This is a genomic window from Cutibacterium sp. KBN10P07758 (assembly GCF_050286205.1).
Taxonomy (GTDB): Bacteria; Actinomycetota; Actinomycetes; order Propionibacteriales; family Propionibacteriaceae; genus Cutibacterium; species Cutibacterium acnes.
On the sequence record NZ_JBNNQV010000001.1, the window covers coordinates 1,707,678 to 1,734,425 of the forward strand.

General features: G+C 59.7%; 25 protein-coding genes and 2 pseudogenes. 17 read left to right on the forward strand and 10 right to left on the reverse strand.

What is annotated here, in order from left to right; translation table 11 throughout:
• Nucleotides 1-7: 7 nt before the first annotated feature.
• A complete protein-coding gene (locus ACOYO3_RS08485; RefSeq protein WP_002519324.1) occupies nucleotides 8-667 on the reverse strand; it encodes a GtrA family protein in 660 nt (219 codons plus the stop codon).
• Nucleotides 668-1,084: 417 nt separating this feature from the next.
• Between ACOYO3_RS08485 and ACOYO3_RS08490 the strand changes: the two genes are divergently transcribed.
• The 3 genes from ACOYO3_RS08490 to ACOYO3_RS08500 all read left to right on the forward strand — a co-directional run bounded on the left by ACOYO3_RS08490 (nucleotide 1,085) and on the right by ACOYO3_RS08500 (nucleotide 1,987).
• Complete coding sequence (locus tag ACOYO3_RS08490) at nucleotides 1,085-1,273, forward strand: toxin (RefSeq protein ID WP_002519323.1); 189 nt, start codon at nucleotides 1,085-1,087, stop codon at nucleotides 1,271-1,273.
• On the forward strand, nucleotides 1,273-1,614 hold the full coding sequence (locus ACOYO3_RS08495) for a type II toxin-antitoxin system HicB family antitoxin (RefSeq protein ID WP_002516987.1): 342 nt from the start codon (nucleotides 1,273-1,275) through the stop codon (nucleotides 1,612-1,614). The genes ACOYO3_RS08490 and ACOYO3_RS08495 overlap by 1 nt, the downstream gene beginning before the upstream one ends.
• A 121-nt stretch (nucleotides 1,615-1,735) precedes the next feature.
• Nucleotides 1,736-1,987, forward strand: a complete 252-nt coding sequence (locus ACOYO3_RS08500; RefSeq protein ID WP_002519322.1) for a hypothetical protein — start codon at nucleotides 1,736-1,738, stop codon at nucleotides 1,985-1,987.
• Here the strand turns inward: ACOYO3_RS08500 and mutM are convergent.
• The 4 genes and pseudogenes from mutM to ACOYO3_RS08520 form a co-directional block, all read right to left on the reverse strand.
• Nucleotides 1,938-2,781, reverse strand: a pseudogene (gene mutM, locus ACOYO3_RS08505) (bifunctional DNA-formamidopyrimidine glycosylase/DNA-(apurinic or apyrimidinic site) lyase). The gene ACOYO3_RS08500 and the pseudogene mutM overlap by 50 nt on opposite strands.
• Nucleotides 2,774-3,571 (reverse strand): ribonuclease III, encoded by a 798-nt coding sequence (gene rnc / locus ACOYO3_RS08510; RefSeq protein WP_002520215.1) that lies wholly within the window; start codon nucleotides 3,569-3,571, stop codon nucleotides 2,774-2,776. Before rnc ends, mutM begins: the two are co-directional and overlap by 8 nt.
• The gene (rpmF, locus tag ACOYO3_RS08515) at nucleotides 3,525-3,716 is read right to left on the reverse strand and encodes a 50S ribosomal protein L32 (protein ID WP_002514262.1); all 192 of its coding nucleotides are present in this window, start codon (nucleotides 3,714-3,716) and stop codon (nucleotides 3,525-3,527) included. The genes rnc and rpmF overlap by 47 nt, the downstream gene beginning before the upstream one ends.
• Nucleotides 3,717-3,779: 63 nt before the next feature.
• Nucleotides 3,780-4,340 carry a YceD family protein gene (locus ACOYO3_RS08520; RefSeq protein ID WP_002518442.1) on the reverse strand — a complete coding sequence of 187 codons (561 nt, stop codon included), beginning with the start codon at nucleotides 4,338-4,340 and terminating at the stop codon, nucleotides 3,780-3,782.
• A 262-nt stretch (nucleotides 4,341-4,602) separates the two neighbouring features.
• On the opposite strand from ACOYO3_RS08520, the gene ACOYO3_RS08525 reads away from it, so the two are divergent.
• From ACOYO3_RS08525 to ACOYO3_RS08535, 3 genes are all read left to right on the forward strand, one after another.
• Complete coding sequence (locus ACOYO3_RS08525) at nucleotides 4,603-5,913, forward strand: ABC transporter substrate-binding protein (protein ID WP_002525584.1); 1,311 nt, start codon at nucleotides 4,603-4,605, stop codon at nucleotides 5,911-5,913.
• A 79-nt stretch (nucleotides 5,914-5,992) separates the two neighbouring features.
• Nucleotides 5,993-6,949 (forward strand): carbohydrate ABC transporter permease, encoded by a 957-nt coding sequence (locus ACOYO3_RS08530; RefSeq protein ID WP_002518365.1) that lies wholly within the window; start codon nucleotides 5,993-5,995, stop codon nucleotides 6,947-6,949.
• Nucleotides 6,946-7,842, forward strand: coding sequence for a carbohydrate ABC transporter permease (locus ACOYO3_RS08535; RefSeq protein ID WP_002516892.1), 897 nt, complete (start codon nucleotides 6,946-6,948; stop codon nucleotides 7,840-7,842). The genes ACOYO3_RS08530 and ACOYO3_RS08535 overlap by 4 nt, the downstream gene beginning before the upstream one ends.
• 20 nt (nucleotides 7,843-7,862) lie before the next feature.
• On the opposite strand, the gene ACOYO3_RS08540 is transcribed toward ACOYO3_RS08535, so the two are convergent.
• Nucleotides 7,863-8,873 (reverse strand): LacI family DNA-binding transcriptional regulator, encoded by a 1,011-nt coding sequence (locus ACOYO3_RS08540; RefSeq protein WP_002518407.1) that lies wholly within the window; start codon nucleotides 8,871-8,873, stop codon nucleotides 7,863-7,865.
• A gap of 648 nt (nucleotides 8,874-9,521) precedes the next feature.
• Here ACOYO3_RS08540 and ACOYO3_RS08545 point away from each other — a divergent pair.
• Together ACOYO3_RS08545 and ACOYO3_RS08550 are read left to right on the forward strand one after the other, a co-directional pair.
• Nucleotides 9,522-12,605 (forward strand): alpha-mannosidase, encoded by a 3,084-nt coding sequence (locus ACOYO3_RS08545; RefSeq protein ID WP_002524762.1) that lies wholly within the window; start codon nucleotides 9,522-9,524, stop codon nucleotides 12,603-12,605.
• Entirely contained in the window at nucleotides 12,602-13,828 is a 1,227-nt protein-coding gene (locus tag ACOYO3_RS08550) for a glycoside hydrolase 5 family protein (RefSeq protein WP_002518408.1), read from the forward strand. Before ACOYO3_RS08545 ends, ACOYO3_RS08550 begins: the two co-directional genes overlap by 4 nt.
• Here ACOYO3_RS08550 and ACOYO3_RS08555 read toward each other — a convergent pair.
• On the reverse strand, nucleotides 13,788-15,398 hold the full coding sequence (locus tag ACOYO3_RS08555; protein ID WP_002524763.1) for a beta-N-acetylhexosaminidase: 1,611 nt from the start codon (nucleotides 15,396-15,398) through the stop codon (nucleotides 13,788-13,790). The genes ACOYO3_RS08550 and ACOYO3_RS08555 overlap by 41 nt on opposite strands.
• 114 nt (nucleotides 15,399-15,512) lie before the next feature.
• Here ACOYO3_RS08555 and ACOYO3_RS08560 point away from each other — a divergent pair, with 114 nt between their 5' ends.
• From ACOYO3_RS08560 to ACOYO3_RS08595, 8 genes and pseudogenes are all read left to right on the forward strand, one after another.
• A complete protein-coding gene (locus ACOYO3_RS08560) occupies nucleotides 15,513-16,391 on the forward strand; it encodes an ABC transporter permease (RefSeq protein WP_002524764.1) in 879 nt (292 codons plus the stop codon).
• Nucleotides 16,366-16,638: an ABC transporter permease subunit gene (locus tag ACOYO3_RS08565; RefSeq protein WP_096335125.1), complete on the forward strand. Its 273-nt coding sequence runs from the start codon at nucleotides 16,366-16,368 to the stop codon at nucleotides 16,636-16,638. Before ACOYO3_RS08560 ends, ACOYO3_RS08565 begins: the two co-directional genes overlap by 26 nt.
• A gap of 2 nt (nucleotides 16,639-16,640) precedes the next feature.
• Nucleotides 16,641-17,573 (forward strand): ABC transporter permease, encoded by a 933-nt coding sequence (locus ACOYO3_RS08570; RefSeq protein ID WP_002523281.1) that lies wholly within the window; start codon nucleotides 16,641-16,643, stop codon nucleotides 17,571-17,573.
• Nucleotides 17,570-18,662 (forward strand): annotated as a pseudogene (locus ACOYO3_RS08575) (ABC transporter ATP-binding protein). The gene ACOYO3_RS08570 and the pseudogene ACOYO3_RS08575 overlap by 4 nt, the downstream one beginning before the upstream one ends.
• A complete protein-coding gene (locus tag ACOYO3_RS08580; RefSeq protein ID WP_002518454.1) occupies nucleotides 18,659-19,690 on the forward strand; it encodes an ABC transporter ATP-binding protein in 1,032 nt (343 codons plus the stop codon). Before ACOYO3_RS08575 ends, ACOYO3_RS08580 begins: the two are co-directional and overlap by 4 nt.
• A 133-nt stretch (nucleotides 19,691-19,823) precedes the next feature.
• Nucleotides 19,824-21,497 (forward strand): ABC transporter substrate-binding protein, encoded by a 1,674-nt coding sequence (locus ACOYO3_RS08585; RefSeq protein ID WP_002524766.1) that lies wholly within the window; start codon nucleotides 19,824-19,826, stop codon nucleotides 21,495-21,497.
• A 75-nt stretch (nucleotides 21,498-21,572) separates the two neighbouring features.
• On the forward strand, nucleotides 21,573-22,409 hold the full coding sequence (locus ACOYO3_RS08590; RefSeq protein WP_002518462.1) for a glycosyl hydrolase family 18 protein: 837 nt from the start codon (nucleotides 21,573-21,575) through the stop codon (nucleotides 22,407-22,409).
• 67 nt (nucleotides 22,410-22,476) lie between these two features.
• Nucleotides 22,477-22,710, forward strand: a complete 234-nt coding sequence (locus ACOYO3_RS08595; protein WP_002518369.1) for a hypothetical protein — start codon at nucleotides 22,477-22,479, stop codon at nucleotides 22,708-22,710.
• A 42-nt stretch (nucleotides 22,711-22,752) separates the two neighbouring features.
• Here ACOYO3_RS08595 and coaD read toward each other — a convergent pair whose 3' ends face one another.
• Entirely contained in the window at nucleotides 22,753-23,226 is a 474-nt protein-coding gene (coaD, locus tag ACOYO3_RS08600; protein ID WP_002524767.1) for a pantetheine-phosphate adenylyltransferase, read from the reverse strand.
• Nucleotides 23,223-23,831: an RsmD family RNA methyltransferase gene (locus ACOYO3_RS08605; RefSeq protein ID WP_002518452.1), complete on the reverse strand. Its 609-nt coding sequence runs from the start codon at nucleotides 23,829-23,831 to the stop codon at nucleotides 23,223-23,225. Before ACOYO3_RS08605 ends, coaD begins: the two co-directional genes overlap by 4 nt.
• Before the next feature lie 136 nt (nucleotides 23,832-23,967).
• On the opposite strand from ACOYO3_RS08605, the gene ACOYO3_RS08610 reads away from it, so the two are divergent.
• Complete coding sequence (locus ACOYO3_RS08610; RefSeq protein WP_002514275.1) at nucleotides 23,968-24,390, forward strand: pyridoxamine 5'-phosphate oxidase family protein; 423 nt, start codon at nucleotides 23,968-23,970, stop codon at nucleotides 24,388-24,390.
• A 104-nt stretch (nucleotides 24,391-24,494) separates the two neighbouring features.
• Here the strand turns inward: ACOYO3_RS08610 and ACOYO3_RS08615 are convergent, their stop codons facing one another.
• A complete protein-coding gene (locus ACOYO3_RS08615; RefSeq protein ID WP_002524770.1) occupies nucleotides 24,495-26,744 on the reverse strand; it encodes an ATP-dependent DNA helicase RecG in 2,250 nt (749 codons plus the stop codon).
• Nucleotides 26,745-26,748 lie beyond the last annotated feature (4 nt).

The following is a 26,748-nucleotide window of genomic DNA, read 5'->3' on the forward strand; positions in this document are numbered from 1 at the left end:
AGGCTCCCTAACGCGATTCGGCTGCATCGCCGTCATCATAACTTTCGGGAACAACTGCAGAGGCAACCATAGGAAGCTCTCCTGAGTGCTTCACTGCTCGGAAGGTCCACAACTTATTGACGACGAAGTTGATAGGCATCGTCACGATGATGGCGAAGATCTGGGACCAGTACTCGCGTGACTGAATCCCCCTTCCCTCGTTAAACCACGGCTCGGGTAAGTAAATCGGGGACGTTGGGTTGGTAAAGAAGATCTTAATAAACATACCGATGATGGCGGCTATCGACCCTACGGCAAAAAAAGGCCAGAATTCACGCCACCATCCCCGACGGTATTCGCGCTTGAACGTCCACGAACGATTGAGCTGGAAGTTTGTAATGTTGGCTACCACGAAACCGACGAGCCACACCAGGCTCGTGAAGCGGAAATTCCACCGGGTACCCGCAAGATTGAACAAGATGTCCTGGGCATGCTCAGTACCGCCATTCGCCTTATTCATGATGATGGCGACGATGATGTTGACCAGAAACCCTGATCCACCGACGACCCCGAACTTGATGAATTCAATCAAGTGACGCTTCTTGATGCGTCTCCTCGTAGGTGCAGTCGGTTCAGTGATCACTCGCGATATAATAGGCCTAATGCCAAGAGATCTGAAACCGCCCATCAAGATTAATATGGCGCGCCGGGACGAGTCGTCACGCTGCGAAAGCAGCCAATGGTGAGATATGGCCTCGGACCGGGATAGCGGGCCACCTCAGGCACCGCGTCGAGCTCCGGTTCATGAACTGGATACGGCTCATGACGGTGCCACAACGCTTGCAAGGCTTATCCTCTCACCTATAGGCATCAAGCGACCGATCGAGGTAACCCAGCTACATCAGCAATGCACGTTGATACAGCCACACGAGTCTTACCTTCTCCTCTTCGGCGACGTGAACATCAGATCGGGCCAGCAACCATCCCCAGCAGCCCCGCCTCTAGGACGCCAGTCACTTCTCCCCGGTACCACATGTAGTACCACTAAGCCATACTGAGCGTTGCCAAGATCCTCGCTTCCATGCGAGCCAATCCACGCACGACTATGCAGACTTGTTCCGCGTGTGCGAGGAGTTCTTCGGAGCAGCCAGGAACTACTGGCGGCTCGCACGCCGTCTTCAAGACCCCATGGCTCGGCGACCTGCGGGTCAACATCCAGAACGACCACGGCAAGGCCAAGACATACCAAGTCCGACAGGTGCTCCAAGCAATCGAGAAGTTGAAGGAACAGTGATGAGCCAGACGATCACCGACACCGCACGCTACAGCTTCCACGTGACCTGGTCCCCCGAGGACGCCGAGTTCATCGCCACGTGCGTCGAGTTTCCTTCGCTGTCGTGGCTGGCCGGTACTCCCGAGAAAGCGCTCACTGGGCTCCGGATCGTCGTCGATGAGGTCGTTGATGACATGCGCGCCAATGACGAACCTGTACCCGAGCCCCTGTCCACCCGGCACTACTCCGGGAAGTTCCAACTCCGACTTGGCGAGGACCTGCATCGACGACTCGTGATCGAGGCTGCGGAGCAGCACCTCAGCTTGAACCAGTACGTCACGCGCAAACTGGCCGTCTCCTGAACATCAGAAGTGTCACTCGCCCCGAGCGCAATTCCCGGGCAAGTCGCAGTCACTTCAGCCGCTGGCTCCGCAGGCAGGACGGAGACCCCACCTACTATCCACGATTCAACTTCACAGATCGGTGACCACGACAGGGGGCGACAACTTTCCCGCCTTCATGGGCATGGAACTACAACTCGGCAGCCTTGAAAGTGCCAGCGAACGCCTGATCGAGAGCTCGCTCTTCGCGTTTTCACCCACCGATGTTGACCGACGCAGCATTAACCCACCGACCCAAGGCAACGGGGCCACAGCTGCGCTAGCCATGCCAGATGACGGCAGGATCACCGTGGTCTCTGACACTTCGGGCATCGGAACGAGCTCCGGTTCATGAAAGACTCGCGTATGATCGGCGTCTCACATCGGTGGCAGGGGCTCATCCTCACGGCCGTAGGCATCCAAAACACGGGAAAACCACCCCGATTCCCCGTTGACGTTGACATAAAGAGAGTCGAAAGAGGTACCGCCCTGAGACATGGCCTCTGCCATAACATCGCAGGCCGTCTGCAACAATTCCACCGCTTCGGATTGACTCAGGCGAGAGCATGGTGTCTCGGGGTGACAACGGACCCGCCAAAGAGTTTCGTCGGCATAGATATTGCCAATCCCGGAAACAAGGGTTTGATCGAGCAAACTCCTCTTAATGGCGGACCTGCGTGCGCACAACCGTCGCACTACCTCGTCAACGTCGAAACACTCCTCGAACGGATCAGGGGCGATGTGGGTCACCGGACCGGGAATACCATCAACGAGCGGGGCTAGGGTCAATCCGCCGAAGGTGCGCTGGTCGAGGAAGCGCAGGTCACGACCATCGTCGAGGGTGATGACTATACGGGTATGGCGATGCTGCGGGGCATGTTGGGTGCTAACACGGAATTGTCCGCTCATACCTAGATGAGCCAACATCGCGGTGCCATCGTCAAGGATGAACCACAGGTACTTACCCCGGCGATTTACGGCAGTAAATTGACGACCCGACAAGGTCGTCTCGAAAAGCGCAGCGTCCTCGAGTCCACCGCTGGGGCGAAGCCCGCGAGTATCGACAACGTCGACGCTGTCGACGACAACCGGAACAACGAACTGTTCGAGTCCGGCTCGAACGGTCTCGACCTCGGGGAGCTCAGGCACCTGTGTGAGAGCTTGGCATCAGCGCGGAGACAGCACGGCGGGCCGCACCTTGCTCCGCTTCTTTCTTGTTGTGGCCGGTGTAGGCGGCATGCAGCCTGCCGTCCACATTCGCTCTGGCACAGTATCGACGATTGTGGTCTGGGCCAGACCCGACGATTTCGTATCGGGGGGCATCGAAGCCATGCTCAGCGCAGTACTCTTGCAGGACAGTCTTCCAGTCTGTGCCCGCCCCAGAGCGGTCTGCCTCATCAACGAGAGGATCGAAAAGGTGGTGGACTAGACGCAGTACGTCCGGAAGCCCAGCTGACAGCTCGACCGCGCCCAGCAGTGCCTCGGTAGTGTCGGCCAGGATCGACGTCTTGTCGTGGCCGCCAGTACGTTCCTCTCCCTTGCCCAATTTGATCCGAGGACCAATGCCGAGTTGACGTGCCAGCTGTCCTAGCGAGACGGTACTCACAACAGCCGACCGTAACTTGGCTAGCTGGCCTTCAGGCTTATCCGGAAACGCCCGGTACAAATAGTCGGTGACACCAACTTCAAGGATGGCGTCACCTAAAAACTCCAGCCTCTCGTTGGTGGGAATACCACCGTTTTCGAACGCATACGAGCGGTGCGTCAGCGCAAGATCGAGGAGCTGAGGATCACACCGGATTCCCAACTCCTCGAGAAGGGCGAGAAAAGGCCAATCCTCGACGTCGGGGCGACCGATATTCTGATCCCTGCTTGCGTGCACAGTGTCGATCTCAGGCCTCGACAACCTGACGACGGTCGCCGCGCGGCCCGTACCCACCGCAAGACGGGCAGGCGGTGTGGGGCAGGTGCTTCTCACCGCAGGCCGGGTTGGCGCAGGTGACGAGCTTGGTAGCAACCGTCTTCCACTGCGAACGACGGTGCCGGGTATTGCTGCGGGACATCTTCCGCTTCGGGACGGCCACGATTTTCTCCTTGGTGTGCTTGAAGGGTCGGCATCCGCACGCGACGGTTGCCCATGGCGACGTTCAGGACCGATCCGAGTCATCCCCGCCGACGAGGCCCTCGAGGGCCGACCAGCGTGGGTCGATCCGATCCGGATGGTCATGATCCGGGTCGTCATTGAGGTTGGCACCACAGTCTGGGCACAGCCCACCGCAGTCATCGCGACACAGCGGGCTGAACGGAAGGTTCAGCACGACCGCGGCACGCACCACGGGGTCAAGGTCGATAGTCTCCTCGGCACTAACCCGACTGGCATCCTCGTCGGCCTCCTTGTCGGGGTAGAAGTACAGCTCTTGGACGTCAAGGAGAAGTTCCTCCTTGATGGGGTCCAGGCAGCGAGAGCACTCCCCCTCCAGGGTGGCCTCGACGGTCCCGGTCGCGAGGACCCCCTCTCCAACCGACTCCAAGCGGAGATCAAGTTCGAGTGGAGAGTCCTCGGGAACGCCAATCATGTCGACATCGAGATCCGCTGGAGCGGGTACCGTCCGTTGAACCCGGATCATCTGACCCACTTGCCGACGCAGCGAATGGGTCTCGAGAACGAGACCCGAAAGCGCGTCGGAGTGGCGATGGGTGGTGTTCATCGCAAAGATCCCTTCGACCAGTGGAACACGACGAGGTCATGACCGGCCAGTAATTCTACACGGCCACTGCCACCGGAACCAAAACCTGGGATTCTCCCACGCTTTGGCTTCCAAGCCATGGGGCAACGAGACCAATCGACATCTTGACTATCGACTCCTGTTCGGGCGATGCTGTACTAAATCGTATTAGTTCAGCAGGAACCGGCGTCAATGGTGGCCCAGAACCTGCTCAGGCCTCACCTCTCAAGGAAGAAGCAAGATCATGGGAAACTTCACCATCGGTCGACGTCAACTGCTTGGCGGCACCGCCGCACTCGCGACAGTGCTCGCTGCGAGCGCATGTGGCATGAGTGGTTCAGGCGACAAACCGTCGAGTCAGGCATCTGTTAACCCGTCCGCCAAGCTCGAAGGCAGCATCCAGTTCCAAACCTGGTCGCTCAAGAACGAAAAGTTCACGCCCTACTTCAAGAAGCTCGTCAAGTCCTTTGAGAAGGAACATCCCGGAACAACGATCAAGTGGGTTGACCAGCCAGGCGAGGGCTATGAGGAGAAAGTCCAGCAGCAAGCCACCGCTGGACAGCTGCCCGATGTCATTAACATACCGCCGAACTTCGCGTGGCAGCTCCTCAAAGCCAACAAGGTCATGGACCTCAAGAAGGCTGACGCGGCAGCCATCAACACATATATCAAGGGCGGCATTGACGCCTACACCTACGACGGTTACGACGGCGTCTACGGGTACCCGTGGTACCTCGGCACCGACCTGAACTGGTGGAACACCGAAGCCTTCGAGAAGTACGGTCTCGATCCCAAGAAGTTGCCGACCACACTTGATGAGCTTTATGCCCAAGCAATTACGATGGCCGAGAAATCCCACGGCACAATGCCCCTCATCTCCATCGCACCAGCTCTCGGTGATCTTGCCGCCCAGGGCGTCAAGGTCTACAAGGACGGAAAATTCACTTTCAACACCGACCAGGCCGTCGAGATCATTCAGAAGTATGTCGAGCTTTACGCCAAGAAGGCTATGCCGCCGGAGGTGTTGCAGAACAATTACCTCGGTAACTCGAAGCTGTTCCTCCAGGGCAAGGTTGCGTGGACCACTGGCTCGGCCTCCTTCCCTGTCGACCTCAAGAAGAGCGCACCGAAGCTCTTCCCCCACGTCGCCATGACCACACGCATCGGCGTTCCTCCCCTGTTTGTGCAGGGCATCTGCGTCTCCGCAGACTCGAAGAACCCTAATCTGGCCCTAGCATTCGCCCAATATGTCACCAATAACGCCAACCAGGTTGACTTCGTCAACCTTGCCCAGGGCTTCCTGCCGGGAACTAAGGAAGCCAACGAGAACACAGACTCCTTTACCTCCGTCATCTCCGATCCGCAGATGAAGAAGGCCGCCGAGGCCCTTGCCGGCGAGATGAAGTCCGCCAAGATCGGTGAGCCTATGGCCTATACCGACGCCATGAAGGCGTACGTCGGTCAGCAGATCTCCTCGGCAATGCGAGGTGATATCTCCGCTAAGGACGCACTCGACAGGGCCGTCAAGTACTGCAACGACCACGTCACCAAGTGATCTTCCTGCTGGCTCCGCCCTGCTGCGGGACCAGCAGAATAGTCGTCCGCTCACCTACCTCGCCCAAGGATTGCGCTCCATGAACTCCCACCGCTGGTACACACCGTGGTTGTTGGTGGCCCCGGCAGTCGTGTGGACCGTCGTGTTCGCCCTCTACCCCTTCATCAACACGATCATCCTGTCCTTCACGAACACCCGACCCCTCGTCGGCGGGGAGTTCATCGGTTTCGCGAACTACGCCGAACTGTGGCACGACGACATGTTCTGGAATGCCATGGTGACGACATTCATCTATGTCATCATCTGCATCCCGCTGTTGACGATCCTGCCATTGCTGCTGGCCCTCCTGGTCGAGAAGAAGATTCCGGGCATCTCGTTCTTCCGCACGGTGGCGTATTTCCCCGTCATCGCATCGGTCGTCGTAGTCGCCCTCATCTGGAGCTGGATGTTCGATTCTCGCGGCCTTATTAACCAGTCCCTGCAATGGATGGGCGCTACCAGCAGCCCCATCCCTTTCCTCGTCGATCGCTGGAAGCTGCTCGGCTGCGCGATCCTCCTGACGGTTTGGAAAGGCCTCGGTTACTACATGATCGTCTACCTCGCGGCGCTGGGAAACGTTGACCATGATCTCCACGAAGCAGCTGCCCTCGACGGTGCGGGCACCTTCCAGAGATTCCGCAACGTCACCATTCCCGGTATCCGCCCCGCAATGGTCCTCATCATTGCCCTCATCGCGGTGTCCGGCATGAGGATTTTCTCCGAGCTGTACGTCCTCACCAACGGCACGGGTGGCCCAGGCGGTGAGGACTCCAGTCTGGTCATGGTCATTAAGCAAGTCGGAACCGGACTGTCCGGACAGCTCGGATACGCCTCAGCCCTATCAGTCGTGTTGTTCTTCCTCACCCTCATTCCATTGACGGTCATTGGTTGGGCCAACAACAAGGACCTCCGATCAGGACGTCAGACCAGACGAGGAGAAGGTCGCGCTCGCCGCGCCGCCGCTATCCAAAGCGCCACCAAGGAGACGATGGCATGAGCACTGCACAGGCAACCCGTCCAGCCAAGCAGAAGCCGTGGCGTAGCCGACACGCCTTCGACCCAACCCGTCCCACCCTCGCCGGGCTCATCGGGCGTTACCTTCTCCTGATCTTCGTCGTCATCATCTCGATCGGACCATTCCTGTGGCAGCTCTCGACCTCCCTCAAGAGTGTCAATGAGAACATCTACTCCTTTCCGCCCCACCTCATCCCCCAGGAATTCACTATTGACGCATACCGACGCGTTGCCCATGTGGTGCCAATTCTCCGGTACGCCTGGCATTCCGTGATCGTCGCCGCAGTCTGCGTCGTCGGTAATGTCGTGCTAGCGTCGCTGGCCGGTTATGCACTGACCTGCATGAAGTTCCGCGGTAAGAAGGTCGTGATGGGTATCCTGCTGTCGGTTCTCCTGCTGCCGGGTGAAGTGACACTGACCAGCCAGTACCTCGTCATCAAGGGTATGGGCCTTGCGAATACGCTAACCGGCGTGGCCATTCCGGGCGTCGTCGGTGCCATCAACGTTCTGCTCATGGCGACCGCCTGTCGAGCCGTCCCTCCATCGGTTTTAGATGCGGCAACCGTTGACGGCGCGAACACGTGGTCGAAGATTCGCCACATCGTATGGCCCAACATCAAGGGCATGGCCTCCGTGGTCGCGGTGTTCTCGTTCATCGGGGCCTGGGACGACTTTCTGTGGCCACTGGTTGTCCTCAACGATCCAGACAAGTACACGCTGACAGTTGGCATGCAGTACCTCAGCTCGACGATGTCCACCGATCCACGTGAGGTCGCAGCCGGTACGGTGATCGCCCTTATCCCGATCATTATCATCTTCGCGTCGATGCAGAAGGTGTTCTTCCGCGGTGTTGAGAGTGGCGGGGTCAAGGGTTGACACCACCGCCGCGTCGCCCCTTACTGGGCCTGACCAGTGGATCCTCTCACGATGAGTTCAGGAGGTTGCTCGGTGACATCCTCGACGTCGTCACCGCCAAGGATTCCCATCAGCATGGTGATAGCATCCCGGCCCAGAACCGACGGATCTCGTCGCAAAGCGGTAATCCCTGGCGACATCACCCGACATGCTGGTGAGTCCTCAAACGACACCACCGAAATGTCAGTGGGAACCTGTAACCGGTGCTCGGCAACGGCAGCCAAACCGCCCAGCGTCAGCACCTCATTGTCATAGACGATCGCGGTAGGACGATCCCCGATCTTCAGCAACGCGCTGGTCTCTCGCAGCCCGGACTGTTCCGAATAATCCGTTGCTGCTGCCTCGATAACAACAGCTCCTAACCTCTCGGCTTCCTGAGCAAAGGCTCGTCGCCGCACCATGCTGTGTTCGAGAGTGGGGTCGCCACCGATGTGGGCAATACGACGATGACCTTGATTAATCAAGTGAGTAACGATGTTTCCGGCAGCAGCTGCGTCATCGATATGGACACCAGGCAACGGTGTGTCACTCATAGCGCCAACAACCGTGCACGGCATCTTGATGTCTGCCATGAGCGGCCACCGTGGATCATTGCGGGCCGGATCGACTAGGACCACACCGTCAACCCGTCGCTGCGCCCACCATTGACGATGGACCTCGCATTCCTCCTCACGTGATGCGACCAACTGCAACACCAAGGCAGTACGTGCGGGAGTGAGGATCTCCTCCATGCCGGCAATAAGGTGGAGGAAGAAGCCTTCACCAGCAAAACTGCGATCGTCGCGCGCGATGACGAGCCCGACGGCTCCAGCCCGATTGGCCGATAGCGCTCTCGCAGCCACATTGGGACGCCACCCCAGGTCCTTGGCCACTGCCTTAACCCGGGCTCTCGTGGAATCGGAGACGCCCGGCTTGTCATTAAGGGCGAAGGAGACTGCGCCGGGGGACACACCGGCAACCCTGGCGATGTCCTTGATCGTCGTCCTGTCCATGAAGTCACGGTCCTTCTCGAAGCATGAATGCCCTGTCGGGGCCTAGGGGCGTCATCGCCCGAGGCTCATTGCCTCGACCCCGCGCGGCATCATTTTAAGGCTATCTGCAGCGATAGGTAAAACGCTTCAGCACCCTGTCGAATTGGTCTTGCCAATTCCATATCCGTCACTAGTTCCCTATGCTGGGAGATGTCATGCCCCAGACGAGCCTTCGAGGTTCGCCCAAGCCAGGTCGTTGCCGACCGGATGGCACACCAGGTCATGAGCACTATCAAGCGGACTAGCCGACGTGTCATTATCCGCAACCCATACATATGAGCTTCATGACGATGGTGGTTCATTATCACCCGAAAGTCGGTATGCCTCGATCACGAGCGTCTGTAACTACTACGCAGTATGGCGGGGCGACGACCCATCACGGATGGTGGTTATTACCCTGATCGCCACTGGCTTGCTAGCCCGGTCCACGACGATCGCCCCTAGACCACACCACGATCCTCCTCGACGAGGGGCCCCGAGTCGCTCCGAAATGCGCTCTTGGAGATCGTGTGGTCAATTCCTAACTCAACAGGTTGACTAAACCGTATTAGTCACTACACTTCACACTGAAACTATCCGTTGTCAATGTCGCAACCGCCAGGGACTCCAATGCATGATCACGCCCCCATTCTTGACGACAGGGTGCATCGCCATCTCGCTGAGAAGATTCGCCCCGCCGAGACCACCACGGTGTGCCACCTAAACGTCGAGTGGGCCCCCGTCACCGACACCGTCGAGGGGTTGAACAGCCGGCCCGGGGTCGTCGGCCAGGGTGAACCCATCTCGATCAGTGCGGGCCTAGCCCTGGCATATGAGCCCTTCCGGATAGGCGACACATGGGGACCGCCATGGGGAACAACGTGGTTTCACCTCACCGCGACTGTACCGCCAAAGCACCGCGACGACCACCTTGAGATGATCGTCGACCTCGGTGGAGTCTGGGACTCCCCCGGATTCCAGTCCGAGGGGCTAGTCGTGCGTCCGGACGGATCCATCATCAAGGCCCTCAACCCGCGCAATACCTGGATTCCTGTCGAGACTGACACTGAAGGTCACATTGACGTCTACGTCGAAGCCGCCTCGAACCCCATCTTGCTAGCCCAGCCGCCCTTCCAACCTACCGAGGACGGTGACAAGCTCACCGCCTCTACCGACACCTATTACTCGCTCAAGCGAGCCGACCTCGTCGTCGTCAATGACGAGGTACGCGAACTCATTGCCGACATTGTCACCTTGTCTGGTTTGGCCGCCCAGTTGCCGGAGGACTCCGAGCGTCGCTGGGACGTTCGTCGCGCCCTGGACCGCGCTATGGATCGCCTTGACCTATTCGACGTCGTCTCTTCTGCATCAGCAGCTCGCAGCGAGTTAGCCCCTGCCTTGACCCGCCCCGCGCATGACTCGGCCCAGACGATGACTGCCATCGGCCACGCCCACATTGACTCCGCCTGGCTGTGGCCACTGCGCGAAACCCGACGCAAGGTCGCTCGAACAATCTCCAATCAGCTCAACCTCATCGACACCGACCCGGCCCACATCTTTGCCTTCCCAGCCGCTCAGCATTCGGCCTGGCTCGAAGAGGATCATCCTGATCTCTTCGCCAGGTTGCAGAAGGCTGTCAAGGATGGTCGCATCATCCCGGTCGGCGGTATGTGGGTGGAGTCCGATGCCAACCTTCCCGGGGGTGAGTCGATGTGCCGGCAGCTGTTGTACGGACAGCGCTATTTCATGGCGAAATTCGGCCACCATTGTCCCGAAGTGTGGTTGCCCGACTCTTTTGGCTACTCCGGCGCATTACCCCAGCTCGCCAAATTGGCCGGTGCCCACTGGTTTTTAACCCAAAAGATTTCTTGGAACCAGGTCGATAAGTTCCCTCACCATTCGTTCTGGTGGGAAGGAATCGACGGGACCCGCATCTTCACTCACTTCCCGCCAGCCGATACCTATGGCTCCGACTTGTCGGCTCACGATCTCGAGCATGCCCGAGCCAATTTCCAGGACAAAGGTCGCTCCAATTCCTCCTTGGTGCCCTTTGGCTACGGTGACGGCGGTGGCGGCCCCACTCGCGAAATGCTCGCCCAAGCCCGCCGAGTTGCTGATCTTGACGGATCCCCCAAGCTAGCTATCGAGCCTCCGGCCACCTTCTTCTCTCGGGCGGAGTCCGAGCATGAAGACCCCGGAACATGGGTCGGAGAGCTCTACCTCGAGCTGCACCGTGGCACCTTCACCAGCCAATACGAGGTCAAAAAGGGGAACCGTCGCAACGAACACCTGTTGCGTGACGCCGAGCTGTGGTGCGCCACTGCAGCCGTACGCGAGCTCATGGATTATCCCGGGGAGCGCCTGGCCGAGATCTGGCGGACGATCTGCCTGTATCAGTTCCACGACATCTTGCCCGGGTCAGCCATCGCGTGGGTGTACCGCGAGGTCGTCGCCGATCACCGTCGCATCTCCGACGAATTAACCGAACTCATTCACCACGCCCAAGAGCTACTGGCTGGGGAGGGGGACGAAGAGATCGTCTTTGACTCCGCACCCATGGCCCGCCCATGGGCCTCCACGGTCGCCATGGGCGGCAGCAAAGCTCCGTCCATCACGGAGGGCGTCCACGCCGAAGAAAACGAGGAAGACTTCATCGTTGATAACGGTCTGCTACGCATGACTGTTGACGCGCACGGACTCATCACGTACCTCGTCGACACCGCCAGTGGCCGAGACGCCATTCCTGCGGGTCAGCGCGGCAACCTACTCCAAATACACCCAGACTTCCCGAACATGTGGGATGCCTGGGACATCGACCCCTTCTACGCCAACACCGTCACCGACCTCGACGACGGCCAAGCCACCATGAGCCGCAAGGACGGGTCAGTGACCATCAGCGTCACGAGGACTTTTGGCCACTCCAGCGCAACCCAGTCTCTGACTGTCAATCCGGGAGATCCGCGTGTCAAGGTGCACACCCATGTCGACTGGCATGAGCAGGACAGCCTCTTGAAACTGGCCTGGCCGGTGGACGTCCACACGGATCATGCCGATTATGAGATCGAGATGGGCCACATTACTCGCCCCACCCACACCAATACGTCGTGGGATGCTTTCCGGCTCGAAGTCAATGCTCATCGGTGGGTTTACGTGTCCGAACCCGGTTTCGGTGTTGCCATCGCCAACTCTGGCACCTACGGATGGAATGTGTCTCGTCACCCCAAAGACAACGGCGGCACCTGGTCGGTTGCTCGCGCATCTCTCCTTAAAGGGGCCCGCTTCCCCGATCCTCGTGCTGACGAGGGTGAGCACGATTTCTTCCACACTCTGCATGTCGGCGCAGATCTGGCCGACGCTATTCGCGACGGGTACGCCGCCAACCTGTGTGTACGTCGTCGTCAGGGTTCTCCGGTCGAGCCGTTGGTGAGTGTTGAGGGGGTTGCAGTCGAAGCCGTCAAACTGGCCGAAGACGGCTCTGGTGACGTCATCGTCCGGCTGTACGAGCCCTACGGACGTCACGTTCACACCACAATGACTCTGGGGTTTGAGGCCACCTCGGCCGTCGAAGTCGACCTGCTCGAGGACCCCCTCGACGGCAACCCGCACGCCCAGGTAGCGCCGTCGGTCGTCACCGCTGACCTTGCTGACGGCACCATCGGTTTGTCCATGCGCCCCTTCCAGGTCGCGACCCTCAGGTTGGGACGCAACCGATGAAGATTGGCGCCAATTACACCCCGTCCCAAGGGTGGTTTCACAGCTGGCTTGACCTCGATATCGACGCCACCCGCCGTGACTTTGAAGGCATCGCCCAGCTCGGCCTCGATCATGTGCGCCTATTTCCGCTCTGGCCGTTGTTACAGCCTAACCGCGGTCTGGTCCGCCCACGGGCCCTCGATGACGTCGTCTCCGTCGTACGCGCGGCCGGCGAATTCGACCTTGAGGTTACCGTCGATGCCCTCAATGGACATCTGTCGAGTTACGACTTTCTGCCCTCCTGGGTGATCACATGGCACACGTCAAATCTCTTCACCGATCCGCTCGTCAAGGCTGGCCAGACCGACCTCATCAGCCAACTGGCAACTCGCCTGCGGGAGGAGCCGAACGCCACCGGCATGACGGTGGGCAACGAGTTCCCGCAGTACGCAGCTCTGGCCCCGGGCCATCATCATCCGACGCGCAGCGAGTGCACCGTCGATGACGCCCAGACGTGGTTGGAAACGATGCTCGGGACCATGCGGGACCAGTGGCCAGACGGACGGTTCTGGTTCGGATTCGACGACGACCTCTGGTTCGTCGACGACCATCCGTTCACCCCGCGTCACGCCGTGACTCAGGGATCTGCTACGACCGTCCATTCTTGGGTGTTCGCGCAGGTCGGGCCGCGGTTCGGAGAGGGACATCCCGCCCTGACGTGGTTCCCGCGCTATCTGCTCGAACTAGCGCGGGCCTGGAGCCATGATCCCGAGCGTCCACTCTGGCTGCAGGAGGTAGGAGCACCTCGAACCCATGTGCCCGACTCCAGCTCGGCCGCCTTTATGACGACAACGATGGCGTCACTAACCTCAACGCCAGGCTTGGAAGCCATCACCTGGTGGTGCTCCCACGACGTCTCCCGTGACTTACTCGATTTTCCAGAACTGGAGTATTCGTTAGGCCTCTTTACCAACGACGGCAAGCCAAAGCCGGAAGCTCTGGCCCTGTCGGACATGCTGCCCGATCTGCACAACGCCCAACCCCAGCACCAACTCGACGAACCACTCGAGTTCAGCGCCAACTGGGATACCGGAGCGGGGCGCTCAGTGTGCTCCCCGATGGGTGATCTCTTCGCTCAATGGGTTGACCAGGCGGAACAAACCGGCCGAGCGCCCAGGCTCGCGCTTCGTCCCACCCCTGGGCTCACAGACCGAGAAGCCCTCGCCAGTGCTCGAGCCCACTGACCGGCTTGGCTGCAACCTCCTCATAATCAGCCCCTCCCGGGAGCCTGGCCATGGATCGTGCCAGGCCTCTGGGTCGGCTGGTTCGTAACCACGCAGTGGCAAAACGATCCAGGAGAGCCGGGGACACCGTCAGTTCTCCCCCGGTCAGGACGTCGAGGCTGTGGCAGACAAGGTCCAGACCGATACGCACGTCTTCCACCCACCCGATCGGGCCGCCACCGAGGGCAGCCTCAGTCTCGTTCGCGCGGTCGTGGAGTCGAGCAATTTCTGCACGGGTGGCAGCGATCCCGTCAGCTCCCAGGTCATCGCCTGGGTCCCCTTCCAGCAGGCACCGAGCCGGCAGTGAATGGTTACGTCGTATGACACCGAGCTTGTCCTCCAGCAGACCTGCTCCGACGAGCAGGTGCGCACCAGGGTGATCATCGACGTCGAACAGCGCCTGCGACACCGCGTTGACAAGGGATTTAGCCGAGTTCAGTCCTTCGGCATGGTCCGGATCCGCTATCGCGACGCCAGTGACGACAAGAGGAACGAGAGAGAAGACGAGTCCCGCATGATGTCCGCTGTCTCCCCAACCCGTGAGCAAGACCCCCTTGCCACCCAGGGAGTGATCGGTGATGACGGCGTCGACGATATTGCCGACGGCGTTGCTCAGACGTCCGGTGAAAGTGTTCCACGCTCCAGTTCCGGGAGCATTCACGAACGGCCGACCAGCATTGGCAACGAGACGGGCGGTGGACGCGAATCCGGCATCAGAACGAATCTCGTAACCTTCCGTGCCAGCGAACTTGGCTTCCATCGCGGGGGACTCATAAGTCCACGGGATGAGCAGGACCTCATCGGGAATGATGTCGAGTGCTTCAGGATGGGAATTGACGATGTCAGCCCACATGGCAACCCGCCAGCCCCTGTCGAGCCATGGGGTGACGACGTCGCGCGCCCATTTCGCGTACACAACCCCCTTGCCCTCATCTCGGCACCGATCAGCACTGACACCGGTGCCCAGCTCCCACGGCTCGTCCAGACCTACGTTGAGAAACTTCGACGAGACAGTCTCCGTCAGTTCGCCCAACAACCTCTGAACGAAGTCAAGATTCTCCGGCACTGGAGCCAAGGTGCTTGCCCTGGCATGAACGCCCCAGGGGAGGTCGACGCCGTCGGGATTCTCACACCGATGGTGATGGGACTCGGTTTCCAACCACGGTTCCATGTGACCCAGACAGTTCTGGTTGGCCCCGAGCTCGATGCCTCGTCCGCGACACAGACCATCGAGCCACCTCATGTCCTCCGCCGTCACGGGGCTGCGGTCGGCCCACACCTCCTCCTCACCGCGGTAGGCAAATCCCGCTTCACCATAGAGCTCAAGGTGATTGAGACCACACCGCGCCATGACGCGCGTCAGGAAATCAAGAGTGGAACGCGTCGGCACACGATCACGGCTGACATCGAGCATGAAGCCACGGAAACTGTCGTCGTATCGTGCAGCATTCACAGGAAACCAACTAGTTCCCGCAGACATCGTCGTCATGCGGACAACCTCCACGTCATTGTCGAGAAATTGATACGTCAATCGTGTTGTACCCGTTCGCAATCCGGTGTATCTTCCTAACGGCAGGTAAACCGTTTCAGTTGACGACGAAGTCGACCGGCCATGACCTGATTCACGAAGGGGTAATTATACTATATGACCAGTCCAGGTCACCCTGAGCCTACCGCTCAGGAGCTCCCGACCACGGCTGACCCCGCTGTGGACCCGTCGCATGCGCAACCCCAGACCTCGGGGCGCTCGCGGCGTCCACATCGTCGTGGCGGCGGAGCGTTCCTTCTCAAGCGGCTGGGCACGTACCTGATAGTCGCCGTCGTGTCAGTGTTGCTGAATTTTATCCTGCCGCGCTTCATGCCGGGCGATCCCGCCACCCAGCTCATCAAGGACATCGTGGCCAAGACCGGCGCCCCGCCATCGGGCTACCAGATGCGCCTCATCAAGGCGCGCTACGGTGATCCCGATCGCTCGGTTCTCCTCCAGTTCTGGGACTACCTCGTTCAGTTGGTCCACGGAGACCTCGGAAAGTCCATCGAGTACTACCCCGTCAACGTCACGACCCTCATCAACCAGGCTCTACCATGGACCTTGTACCTGGCCATCGCCTCGACGATCCTCGGTTGGATCGTTGGAACCTGGTTGGGTGTCCGACTGGGGTGGAAGCCCGGACGCAAGCTCGACTCGATCGTCACCCCCTTATCGATGTTCTTCAGCTCGATCCCAGCCTTCTGGCTCGGCCTGCTCATCGTATGGTATTTCGCCTACAAGAACGGCTGGTTCCCCAACCAGGGCGCCTACGACAACGAGTTGACGATGAGCCTGACCAACGGCCACTTCATCGCATCGGTGCTCATGCACTCGGTACTTCCGTTCTTCACCCTTGTCATCGTCGGGTTCGCAGGCTGGCTGTTCAGCATGCGCAACATGATGATCACCACCGTCAACGACGGATTATGTCCAGCTCGCCCGCGCCAAGGGTCTGTCGTCCTCGCGCATTCGCAATCGCTACGCCGCGCGTAACGCCATCCTTCCCAACTTCACCGGACTCGCTCAGAGCATCGGTGGCTCCTTGACGGCCGTCATTCTGGCCGAGGCGGTGTTCATCTATCCCGGTATCGGCTCCCTCCTCTCGGGCGCTCAGGGCCATCGTGACTACCCGGTCATGCAGGGAATCATGCTGATGATCATCTTCATGAGCCTGCTGTTCAACTTCATCGCGGACTCGGTCTACGTCATCCTCGATCCACGGACTCGAGAGGAGGCCTGATAATGGTCAAAAGGTTCCTCGGAGTCGGGAAGGTGCAGGTCGGTCTCGCGATCATGCTCTTCTTCATCCTGGTCGCCATCCTCGGGCAGCCCTTCTGCACCCATGTGCTGCATACCAGCCCTTACCAGGTCGACTACATGACTCTGGGCGGTACAGCCCCCGGAGGCAAACACTGGCTGGGCACCACCAGCGCCGGACAAGACGTCCTGGCATGGATGCTGTACGGCACCCGAAACTCGGTGGTCGTCGGTCTAGCCTCCGCCGTCATCGGAACGGTCCTGACCGTCGTCATCGGGACCTGGGCCGGATTCTCCGGCGGCTGGATTGACCGCTTCCTCAATGGATTCATCCTGGTCTTCGCCAACATCCCGACCTTCGCCATCCTGTTCATGATCGCCGGTGTCATGCAGAACGCGGGCTGGCTGCTGGTGTCCCTCGTCATTGGCTGCTTCGAATGGTCCGGCGGTGCCCGTCAGATCCGCGCCCAGGCAATGTCCCTGCGAGGACGCGATTTCACCACGGCCCTGCGGACCATCGGTGAATCGCAGTCCCACATCGTGCTCTCAGAGGTCATGCCGCACCTGCTCGGCCTCATCTCCCCGATGTTCCTGCGACTCATCGCCGCCGGCGTCAACATGCAGGCGTCCCTAGCCTTCCTCGGTATCGGTGACCCGTCCATGCCGTCCTGGGGCCTCATGATCAACTGGGCCATGACGCAGAACGCGCTGTTCCGCGGTCTGTGGTGGTGGTTCATTCCTCCGGGTCTCGCACTCGCCCTTATCGGTTTCGCAACCACCATGATCAACTTCGGTCTCGACGAGGTTACCAACCCGACGCTGTCGACCAAGCGTATGAAGCTCATGCGCAAGTTCGAGAAGGCCAAGAAGCTGGCCGCAGCCAAACACCCTACCCATGCCGAGGAGACCGCTGCATGACCGCCCAGAGTTCTTCCACTCAAGCCAGGCACGGCATGACCACCGACAACGAAGTCCTGCTGGAGGTCAAGGGTCTGTGCGTCGATTACGTCACCGAGTCCGGAAACATCCGCGCCTGTGACAACGTCAACTTCCTCCTTCGACGCGGCGAAATCCTTGGCGTCGCCGGTGAGTCGGCGTGTGGAAAGTCGACCCTGCTCAACGCACTCGGACGCCTGCAGCGGATGCCTGCCGCCACGAGCGCTGGCCAGATCCTCTTCCATGATCGCAACGGCAGCGTCACCGACCTGGCGACCCTGTCCGAGGCGGACCTCAAGCCGTATCGATGGACCAAGATCGCCGTCGTCATGCAGTCGGCAATGGCCTGCCTCAACCCCATCCTCAAACTGTCCGAGCAGTTCATCGACGTCCAGCGCGCCCATGATCCCTCGTTGGCAGAGAAGGATGCGTTGACCAAGTCCGCCGAGCTCTTGGAGGCGGTCGGGATCTCCGCAGACCGACTCTCGTCTTTCCCCTTCCAGCTCTCAGGTGGCATGCAGCATGCGTGCCCTCATCGCGCTGTCCTTGGTGTGCGAGCCGGATCTGGTTCTCATGGACGAGCCCACCACGGCCGTCGACGTCGTCATGCAGCGACAGATCCTTCAGGAGGTGCTAGCGGCCCAGAAGAGACTCGGATTCTCGATCGTCTTCGTCACCCACGACCTGTCCCTCCTCATGGAGATCTCGGACAAGATAGCGATCATGTACGCCGGACGGATCGTCGAGGTTGGCACCCCGGCACGATTCCACTCCAGTGCCCGTCACCCGTACACCCGCGGTCTGCGTCTGGCCTTCCCGCCGCTGAGCGAGCCACTGTGTCGACTCGAAGGCATCAAGGGTTCTCCCCCTGACCTTCTCGACCTGTCAACCGGTTGTGCCTTCGCTCCGCGGTGCGAATTTGCCATGCCGATCTGTCATCAACGAATCCCCGAGCTTCGCACCATCGACGAGGGAGCGTCTGCCTGCTACCTGTCAAACGGAGAGCTTTCCGATCAAGAACTGGCGGACCAGCAGAAGCAGGCCACGAATCATGAGGAGGCGATCGCATGACCGGCGCCCACGTCGACGACCGCACCGCGGTCCTTGAGGCACGCAACGTCAGTCTGGATTTCGACGGCACGGATTCGTCAGGATCCAAGGTGACGATCCACGCCCTCGACCGCGTCAACCTGACCATTCACCGCGGCGAGATCACTGCCCTCGTCGGTGAGTCGGGTTCCGGCAAAACGTCGATCGCCCGTCTTTTCGCCCTGATCTACAAGCCCACGAGCGGCGAGCTCTACCGTAACGGCGAGTTGGTGCACGTGCACGGCAAGCGTGCCGAACGTGCCTACTATCGAGATGTCCAGCTCATCTACCAGGACCCTTTCGCATCCCTCAACGGGCTGAAGAAGATCTCGACAATCCTGGGCCGGGTCTTCAAGATCCACTACCCGAAGATGCGTCGCAAGGAAATTGCTCAGCGGATTGACGACGTCTTAACAAAGGTCAACATGACACCGCCGTCGCGCTACCTCAACCGCTACCCCACTGACCTTTCGGGTGGTCAGCGTCAGCGCATCGCCATCGCCCGAGCTCTGGCGGTCAGCCCGCAGGTTTTGCTGGCCGACGAACCAACATCGATGCTCGACGCCTCCATCCGTCTGGACGTTCTCAACCTGCTGTCGGATCTGCGTGAGACCGAAGGAGTGTCGGTCCTCTACATCACCCATGACATCGCATCCGCGCGCTACATCTGTGACCGCATCAACGTCATGTACGGCGGTCGCATCGTCGAAGCTGGCCCGACTAAGCAGATCATCAGCGACACCATTCACCCCTATACCCGCCTCCTCTTGTCCGCCGCGCCCGATCCGGCTCGGTACAAGGGATCGGCCAACAGCACCGCGATCGATATTCCCGAAGGCGCCCCCATGAATAACTCCGTGAGGGTTAAAGGATGTCGTTTCGCACCATTATGTCCGTTGGCACAACCCCGTTGCACCGAGGAGGAGTTGCCTAAGTTCCACAGCGAGGACGGCACTCGGGAAGTCACATGCTGGGAGGCGGAAGAACGGAGGGAATTCCATCGAGTATGACAATACGTTCTGGTATGTTCTCTCCATAGAAGGCAGTCATTGATTTTGTCTCCAAAAAGACACATTAATACCCAAAGGAGGGTATTTTAACATGGACCCGAAACCACTTAGTTTTCCAATTTCGCGGCGATCCTTGCTCTTCACCGCAGGGTCGATTGCCCTCACCATTCCGCTGCTGAGCGCATGCGGCAGTGGTGACACTGACGCCAAGGGCAGCAGAAGCAAGAAGGGCACCATCGCCAAAGACGGCGTATTGACCATCGGCGCCGCAGTCTCGACCTCAAACGTCTTCCCCCACAACTTCAACGTGTTCGGCGGTGGTGATTCCGCTCCTGGCAACGCCATGTTCTGGGAGACCTTGTTCCGCATCTCCTCCAAGGACGGCATGAAGCTGGTGCCGAATCTCGCTAAGGAGGTCAAATACACCAGCGGCGGCAAGGTCGCAACGTACAAGCTGCGCGACGACGTCACCTGGAATGACGGAAAGCCGTTCACCTCGAAGGACGTTGCCTTCACCTATGGCTTCATCTTCGGCCCACCCGGACAATCCACCGAGAAGGATTTCAAGTGGCTCGCTAAGCCGATTGAAACCCCCGATAAGCACACCGTTGTAGTTACCTATAATGAGCCTCAGTATACCGAGGATATTCCGCTCTCGCTGTACTTCCCGATTTACCCGGAGCACATTTACAGCAAGGTTGACCACCAGAATTATGTGGACAAGAATCCGGTTGGAACCGGTCCTGGAAAGCTGAAGTCTTTCGCCGGCCAGCTCATTGAAATCGACATTCGTGACGATTACTGGGGCAAGAAGCCCAAGGGCGTCAAGACCATCAAGCTGGTGCCGGCAGGAACCGCTGGCAACATTCAGTCCCAGATCACCCAGGGCAAGGTCGACTGGGCCGAGGGCGGCGACCCTGGCGTCATCACCAGCTTCCTCCCGATGGACAAGGACCACAACGGCTACAACTACTACGCCGACGGTTCGACCCGAGGAATCATCCTATCGACCCACTCCCTGCCGACCTCCGACGTGGCCGTTCGCAAGGCCCTGCGAGCTAGCGTGGACATGGGCGTCGTCGCCAAGGCTGGCGGCGTCGGATACACCGTGCCCAGCGTGACCGGCCTGGATCCTGTCATCTACGCCAACATGCTGAAGCCGGAGTTCAAGAAGCCGATGGCTCCGGATGTCGAGGCTGCCAAGAAGTTCCTCAAGGATGCCGGCTGGACCGTTCAGAATGGCAACCTCTGCAAGGACGGCAAGGAATACCCGCTCCAGCTGACCATTCGTAATGACAACCCGGTCGAGATGGCCACTATGCCGATCGTCGTCTCCCAGTGGAAGGACAACCTGGGCATCAACGTCAAGTTCACCCCGCTGCCCAAGGAGGTCTTCGACCCGGCCCAGGCCATGGGCGAGTATGACATGTCGCTGTGGACGACCAACGCCGCCGGTGGCGCGTTCAACGCCTACACGATGTACATGCAGACGAAGAACTACAAACTTGGCGACAAGAAGGCCGACGGCAACTACGGTCGCTGGAAGTGCTCCAAGGAAGCCGACGAAGCCATCGCGAACCTCCCGAAAGTGCCGCAGGACGACATCAAGGAGATCACTCGTCGTTGCCAGATCCTGCAACAGGCCGTCTACGACGATGCCCCGTACATTCCGGTGCAGAACTCGGGTACTGGCGGCATGTACACCACCAAGAAGTGGAGCGGCCTCAAGAAGGCGGAGGACGTCGACTACTTTCCGCGCGCCAGTGGCTACAACAATATGATTCACACGGTCAACGATTTCGACTGATGTAATCATGAATGATGCCTGGGGCCTTACGGAGCCCCGGGCATCGTCCCACTCTCCCCACAACCAGAGGTTCTGATGCCAACCGATCACCGGATCGTGGCCTACCACCAGACCCATGGGCACGGCGACACCTTCGTCGATCTGTCCCCCCTGGGAGCGAGCGCCCCACTCACCCACCTCATCGTCGCGGCCTTGCACATTGCCGACGACGGCACCGTCATTCTCAATGATCATCCGGTTGACGACGACTACCACACCCAGTTGTGGGACCAGCTCGATGCGGTGAGATCGCGCGGTGTCCGCGTCCTCGCCATGGTCGGCGGCTGGGCCCCGGGCACGATGTGCAAACTCGACGGCGAATCATTGTCGATCTACTACCCAGGGCTACGGGATTTCCTGACGCAACGCCATTTCGACGGCATCGACATCGACGTCGAGCAAGAGATGTCCTTGCCCGGTGTGTGCACCCTCATCGAAAGGTTTCGCTTAGACTTCGACGAGGACTTCGAGATCGTTCTTGCTCCTGTTGCCTCGGCCCTTCATGGTGGTGCCAACCTGTCTGGCTTTGACTATCAAGAACTCCACCAGCTGCGTGGGGACGACATCGACTTCTACAACGCGCAGTTCTACTCAGGTTTCGGCTCCCTTGCGAGCCCTGACGACTACGTCTCCATTGTCGAGCACAGCATCATCCCGGTGAATAAGATCGTCACTGGGATGGCCGGCAGTCCAGACGCCGCACAGGGTTTCGTCGACATAGCCACTGTGTCAGACACCATTTCCACGCTGTGCCAACGTTACCCAAATTTCGGCGGTGTCGACGTCTGGGAATACCCCTTGGCGTTACCAGGAGCGCCGGACCATCCTGACCAATGGGTTCATGTCATGCATCACGCGATGTCTCACCGCTGACACCTACCACCACCCCCTATTTCACACGACGTGTCCATGACCATTCATCCCGACGCCTTTCACCCCCTTGGAGGAGTTGACCTTAGCCGATTTCAACGATGCCCGGCCGAACAAGGCACTGTCCCAAATAAACCTCGTGCGCACAAGCATTAATCATATTTCCGAGCGGGTATCCTTCACCTTGACGAGCGGAATCCTCTCCCGCGATCCTATTCCCAAGGGATCGGCAGCCGATGTCACCAACGCTTTCCGAAAATCCGTCGAGGGTGGAGCAATTGGGACGGTGATAATTCTGCCATAACCCCCAAAGCGGAATAGCGTGAGCAGGATTCTCCAGCATCTACTAATGCGGGAATCTTTCATGCAACGCGGCATTAACCATTTCCGGCACAAATTCGGATACATTGCCGCCATTACAAGCAGCAGAGCGAATCATCGAGGAGCTGATCGTGCCGAATTCACGGCCGGCCGGGAGCAAAATCGTTTCAATACCGCTCATAGCCTTATTGAGGTGAGCCATCTGGAGTTCGTAGTCGAAGTCGCCACCAAATCGCAACCCGCGGATGATCGCGTCAGCTCCCATTTCGGTACAGAAGTCGACCAGCAGTCCGTCAACGAGCGCCACCTCGACACCGGGAATATCAGCGACAGCATCCTTAACGAAGGCCACCCGCTCATCCATGGAGAAGATGCCGTTCTTCGCGGAGTTCATGGCCACTCCGACGACGACCTCGTCGACGAGTTCGGCCGCTCGGGCCACGATGTCAACGTGACCGAGGGTGATGGGGTCGAATGACCCTGAGAAGACTGCTTTCACTGCTGCTCCCTGCCCGTATCTACCTCCGGCTCACCGGTACGTTGGGCGTAATAGACAACTGTCTCACCGTAGCGAGAATTCCACGACTCGTATCCATCCGGAAAACGGGGATCCCGACTTCTCCGTGATCTCTCGACTACGAGCAGACCGTTGTGGGCGAGGGCCCCGTCGCACGCTGTCAAGATGAGGCTATCCATGTCGTCGGCGGCGAGGTCGTAGGGCGGATCGAACCAAACGACGTCAAAGACGCGGTGGTTCTGGGCGAGGAAAGCCGTCACCGTCTGGGACGACACCTCGATCCTCAACCGGGTTGTCCGAGAATTATCTTTCATGACATTGCAGGCGCAGCGATCGCGGTCGACGGCAACCACCGTTGTGGCCCCCCTACTGGCAGCCTCTAAGGCCACGGCACCTGAACCAGCGAACAGATCGCAGAATGCCTGACCGGCCAATTGGACCTCGGGAACCTCATTAGCGGTCCCGTTCCATGCCGCCAAAGCGGAGAACACAGCCTCGCGTACCCGGTCGGTCGTCGGACGGGTCAGTCGTCCCGGCGGGGTAGTCAGACGTTGCCCGCCGGCACGTCCCGCAATAATCCTGCTCACTGCTCCAGGCTAGCGGTACCAGGTTCCCATTTCTCCAGCCACGTGCAGGGGTCATGTGGTATTCCGAGGTGAAGAACCTCGGTAACTTTGTGCCAGTCGACTCCCGAAGTGCGCCGCATTCCGGAAGAATAGGCCCATGATCAATGAGGAGAACCCGATCACCGAGGTCCCGGAGGATAGCTGCTGGGGCTACCTGGATACCGCTGAGGTCGGTCGCCTGGCCACCAGTGTCAATGACCAGCCCGAGGTATTCCCCGTCAACTACGTCGTTGACGGACAGAGCATCGTCTTCCGCACTGCTGCTGGTAGCAAACTGGAGGACATAGTCACGAACAACCGCGTCGCCTTCGAGGCGGACGGCTGGACCGAGGAGGCCGGCTGGTCGGTCGTTTTGCGTGGCAAGGCCGAAATCATCACTGACGACGCCGAGCTTGCCCTGTGCGACAAGATGCCGCTACTCCCCTGGGTTCCCACTGTTAAGCGCAATTACGTTCGTGTCGAGGCTGATCAGATCACCGGACGCACCTTTGCCTTCGGGCCGGAGCCGAAAGGTAACTGAGACTAGTTCAGTAGGCCCGGATCGCTCTCGCGGTTCGGGCCTTCATGAAGCTTCATAGCCGACGGCGCGGAGAGTCGGCTCAGTCTTCTTTAACGGGGGCCGGCTCAACCCTGTTCCATGAGGTTACCCTCAGCGAGCATCTCGGTGGCGGTCACGACGTCAAGGAGTCTCGGATCACCGGGAGCTTCGGCCACCCACCGTTCGGCCAGGTCTTTCGATGCTGTCACAATCTCAGCGTGGTCGAGCACCCGCAACAGGCGTAGCGGAGACGAATAACCGGCTTGAGAGGATCCCAGCACATTGCCTTCATGACGCTGAGCTAGGTCAAGTTCGGCTAGTTCAAATCCATCACGGGACGCGGCCACGGCGTCCAAACGCTCGCGCGCCACCGATCCGGGCGGCGCCGTCGTCACCAGCAGGCAGAGCCCCGGCAAGTTGCCTCGTCCGATCCGACCGCGCAACTGGTGCAGCTGCGAGACGCCAAACCGGTCGGCGTCCATGATGACCATCATGGTGGCATTGGGGACGTCGACGCCGACCTCAATCACCGTTGTGGAGATAAGCACCTGCGACTCACCCTTGATAAACCTGTCCATAACGAGGTCTTTCTCGGACGAATCTAGCCGGGAGTGCAGGGCCTCAACTCTTAATCCGGCGAGAGGTCCCGTCGCCAGTTGAGGAGCGAGCTCTTCGACGGCAGCTGCGGGAGGGCGCCCACCTTCGACGTCGTCAGCGTCGTCGGAATTGATGCGAGGGCAGACCACAAACACCTGATGTCCGGCATCACATTCCTCCCGGATCCGCCGCCAGGCGCGGGTGAGCCAGGATCCGTGGGCGGGCAGGTCGACGACCGTGGTCTGAACGTCGGCACGTCCAGTCGGTAATTCTCTCAAGCTCGAGACCTCGAGGTCACCGAAGACCGTCATCGCCACCGTTCGCGGAATCGGGGTCGCGGTGAGAACGAGTTCGTGGGGGCGTGCGCCCTCCCCAGTAGTGAGAACACTGCGTTGCTCAACGCCGAAGCGATGCTGCTCATCGACGACGACTAATCCAATGTCGTTGTAAATCACTCGGCCCGACAGCAGGGAATGGGTGCCGACGATAATTCCAGCGGCTCCTGAGGCAATATCAGCCAGTGCCGCCCGGGTGCCCGCAGCCTTCATCGAGCCGGTCAGTAGCGCCACACCCGTGGAGATCTCCGGGGCATCCAATCCCTCGCCGGACGCCAAGTCGCCCAACATATTGATAATGGTTCGGTAATGCTGCTGAGCAAGGACTTCGGTCGGCGCCAGCAGGACAGCCTGGTGCCCAGCGTCAACAACCTGCAACATCGCTCGCAGCGCAACGAAGGTTTTCCCCGAGCCAACTTCTCCTTGCAATAATCGGTGCATGGGACGATCTGCCGAGAGGTCGGCGTCAATCACCCGACTCACCTCGTCCTGGCCGACAGTCGGGGTAAAGGGCAGGCGATCCTCAAAGGCTACCAGCAATCCGCCGTCGCGACGCGAACACACCGGGGCATCATGACGCTCTGCACTGCGGCGTCGCACCGCCATCGTCACCTGGGTGGCTATCGCCTCTTCCCAGATAAGTCGTTCGGCGCCGCGATCAGCCTCAGCCACCGAATGCGGGTAATGGATGGCGTGGTAAGCCTCCCATAAACTCGGTAGGTCAGCTTCTTGACGTAACCATTCAGGCAGGGTGTCCTCGAGTTCGGGCGTGGATTCGAGCAGCATCGACTCCACTGAGGCGATTTCCCAGGTACGCAATTTCGACGTCTGCGGGTAAAGGCCCAGCAAACCATGACGTTGTACCTGGGCAGCCATCACCTTGCCCTCCTCGCGACCTGCCACGACCTTCCCGTTGCGGTCAATCATGACGAAGTCGGGGTGGACGAGCTGCGGGTTCCCGCGGAACTCCCCCACCTTGCCGACAAAGATGCCGTGAGTATGGGCCGAAAAAATGCGTTGCCAGTAGGAAACGATGTGGGGTTTGCCGAAGAACGTAACGGGCAGGCGCGCTTTACCGTCAGAAAGCATGACTTCCAGACGTTGACGCGGGCGTCTCTCCCTGCCAGTGACAGTCTTGTTGGTGTGAACCTCGACGCCGACAACATCGGCCACCAAGGCGACTTCAGTGTCAATGACTAAGTGGGACAAGTCGGTGGTTTCGGTGCCGGTAAGGTAGCGACGCGGAAGATGACCGAGGGCCTCTCCCACCGTGCCAACATGCAGCGCAGAGAAGGCCTTGGCCGTCTTGGCTCCCACCGCCTCCGCTAAGGGACGATGAAGCTCCTTCTGGGTGCGGGTACGCCACCTGGTCACTGCATTCACATCGTCACCGTATCGACCCATAACG

Excerpts from the sequence above, each read along its gene's own strand:
- ACOYO3_RS08520 (WP_002518442.1), bottom strand. The coding sequence starts at position 4,340 with ATGAACACCACCCATCGCCACTCCGACGCGCTTTCGGGTCTCGTTCTC.
- ACOYO3_RS08560 (WP_002524764.1), top strand. The coding sequence starts at position 15,513 with ATGACCAGTCCAGGTCACCCTGAGCCTACCGCTCAGGAGCTCCCGACC.
- ACOYO3_RS08545 (WP_002524762.1), top strand. The coding sequence starts at position 9,522 with ATGCATGATCACGCCCCCATTCTTGACGACAGGGTGCATCGCCATCTC.
- ACOYO3_RS08615 (WP_002524770.1), bottom strand. The coding sequence starts at position 26,744 with ATGGGTCGATACGGTGACGATGTGAATGCAGTGACCAGGTGGCGTACC.
- ACOYO3_RS08530 (WP_002518365.1), top strand. The coding sequence starts at position 5,993 with ATGAACTCCCACCGCTGGTACACACCGTGGTTGTTGGTGGCCCCGGCA.
- ACOYO3_RS08535 (WP_002516892.1), top strand. The coding sequence starts at position 6,946 with ATGAGCACTGCACAGGCAACCCGTCCAGCCAAGCAGAAGCCGTGGCGT.
- ACOYO3_RS08590 (WP_002518462.1), top strand. The coding sequence starts at position 21,573 with ATGCCAACCGATCACCGGATCGTGGCCTACCACCAGACCCATGGGCAC.
- ACOYO3_RS08580 (WP_002518454.1), top strand. The coding sequence starts at position 18,659 with ATGACCGGCGCCCACGTCGACGACCGCACCGCGGTCCTTGAGGCACGC.
- ACOYO3_RS08540 (WP_002518407.1), bottom strand. The coding sequence starts at position 8,873 with ATGGACAGGACGACGATCAAGGACATCGCCAGGGTTGCCGGTGTGTCC.
- ACOYO3_RS08490 (WP_002519323.1), top strand. The coding sequence starts at position 1,085 with ATGCAGACTTGTTCCGCGTGTGCGAGGAGTTCTTCGGAGCAGCCAGGA.
- ACOYO3_RS08525 (WP_002525584.1), top strand. The coding sequence starts at position 4,603 with ATGGGAAACTTCACCATCGGTCGACGTCAACTGCTTGGCGGCACCGCC.
- ACOYO3_RS08550 (WP_002518408.1), top strand. The coding sequence starts at position 12,602 with ATGAAGATTGGCGCCAATTACACCCCGTCCCAAGGGTGGTTTCACAGC.
- ACOYO3_RS08570 (WP_002523281.1), top strand. The coding sequence starts at position 16,641 with ATGGTCAAAAGGTTCCTCGGAGTCGGGAAGGTGCAGGTCGGTCTCGCG.
- ACOYO3_RS08495 (WP_002516987.1), top strand. The coding sequence starts at position 1,273 with ATGAGCCAGACGATCACCGACACCGCACGCTACAGCTTCCACGTGACC.
- ACOYO3_RS08610 (WP_002514275.1), top strand. The coding sequence starts at position 23,968 with ATGATCAATGAGGAGAACCCGATCACCGAGGTCCCGGAGGATAGCTGC.
- ACOYO3_RS08485 (WP_002519324.1), bottom strand. The coding sequence starts at position 667 with ATGGGCGGTTTCAGATCTCTTGGCATTAGGCCTATTATATCGCGAGTG.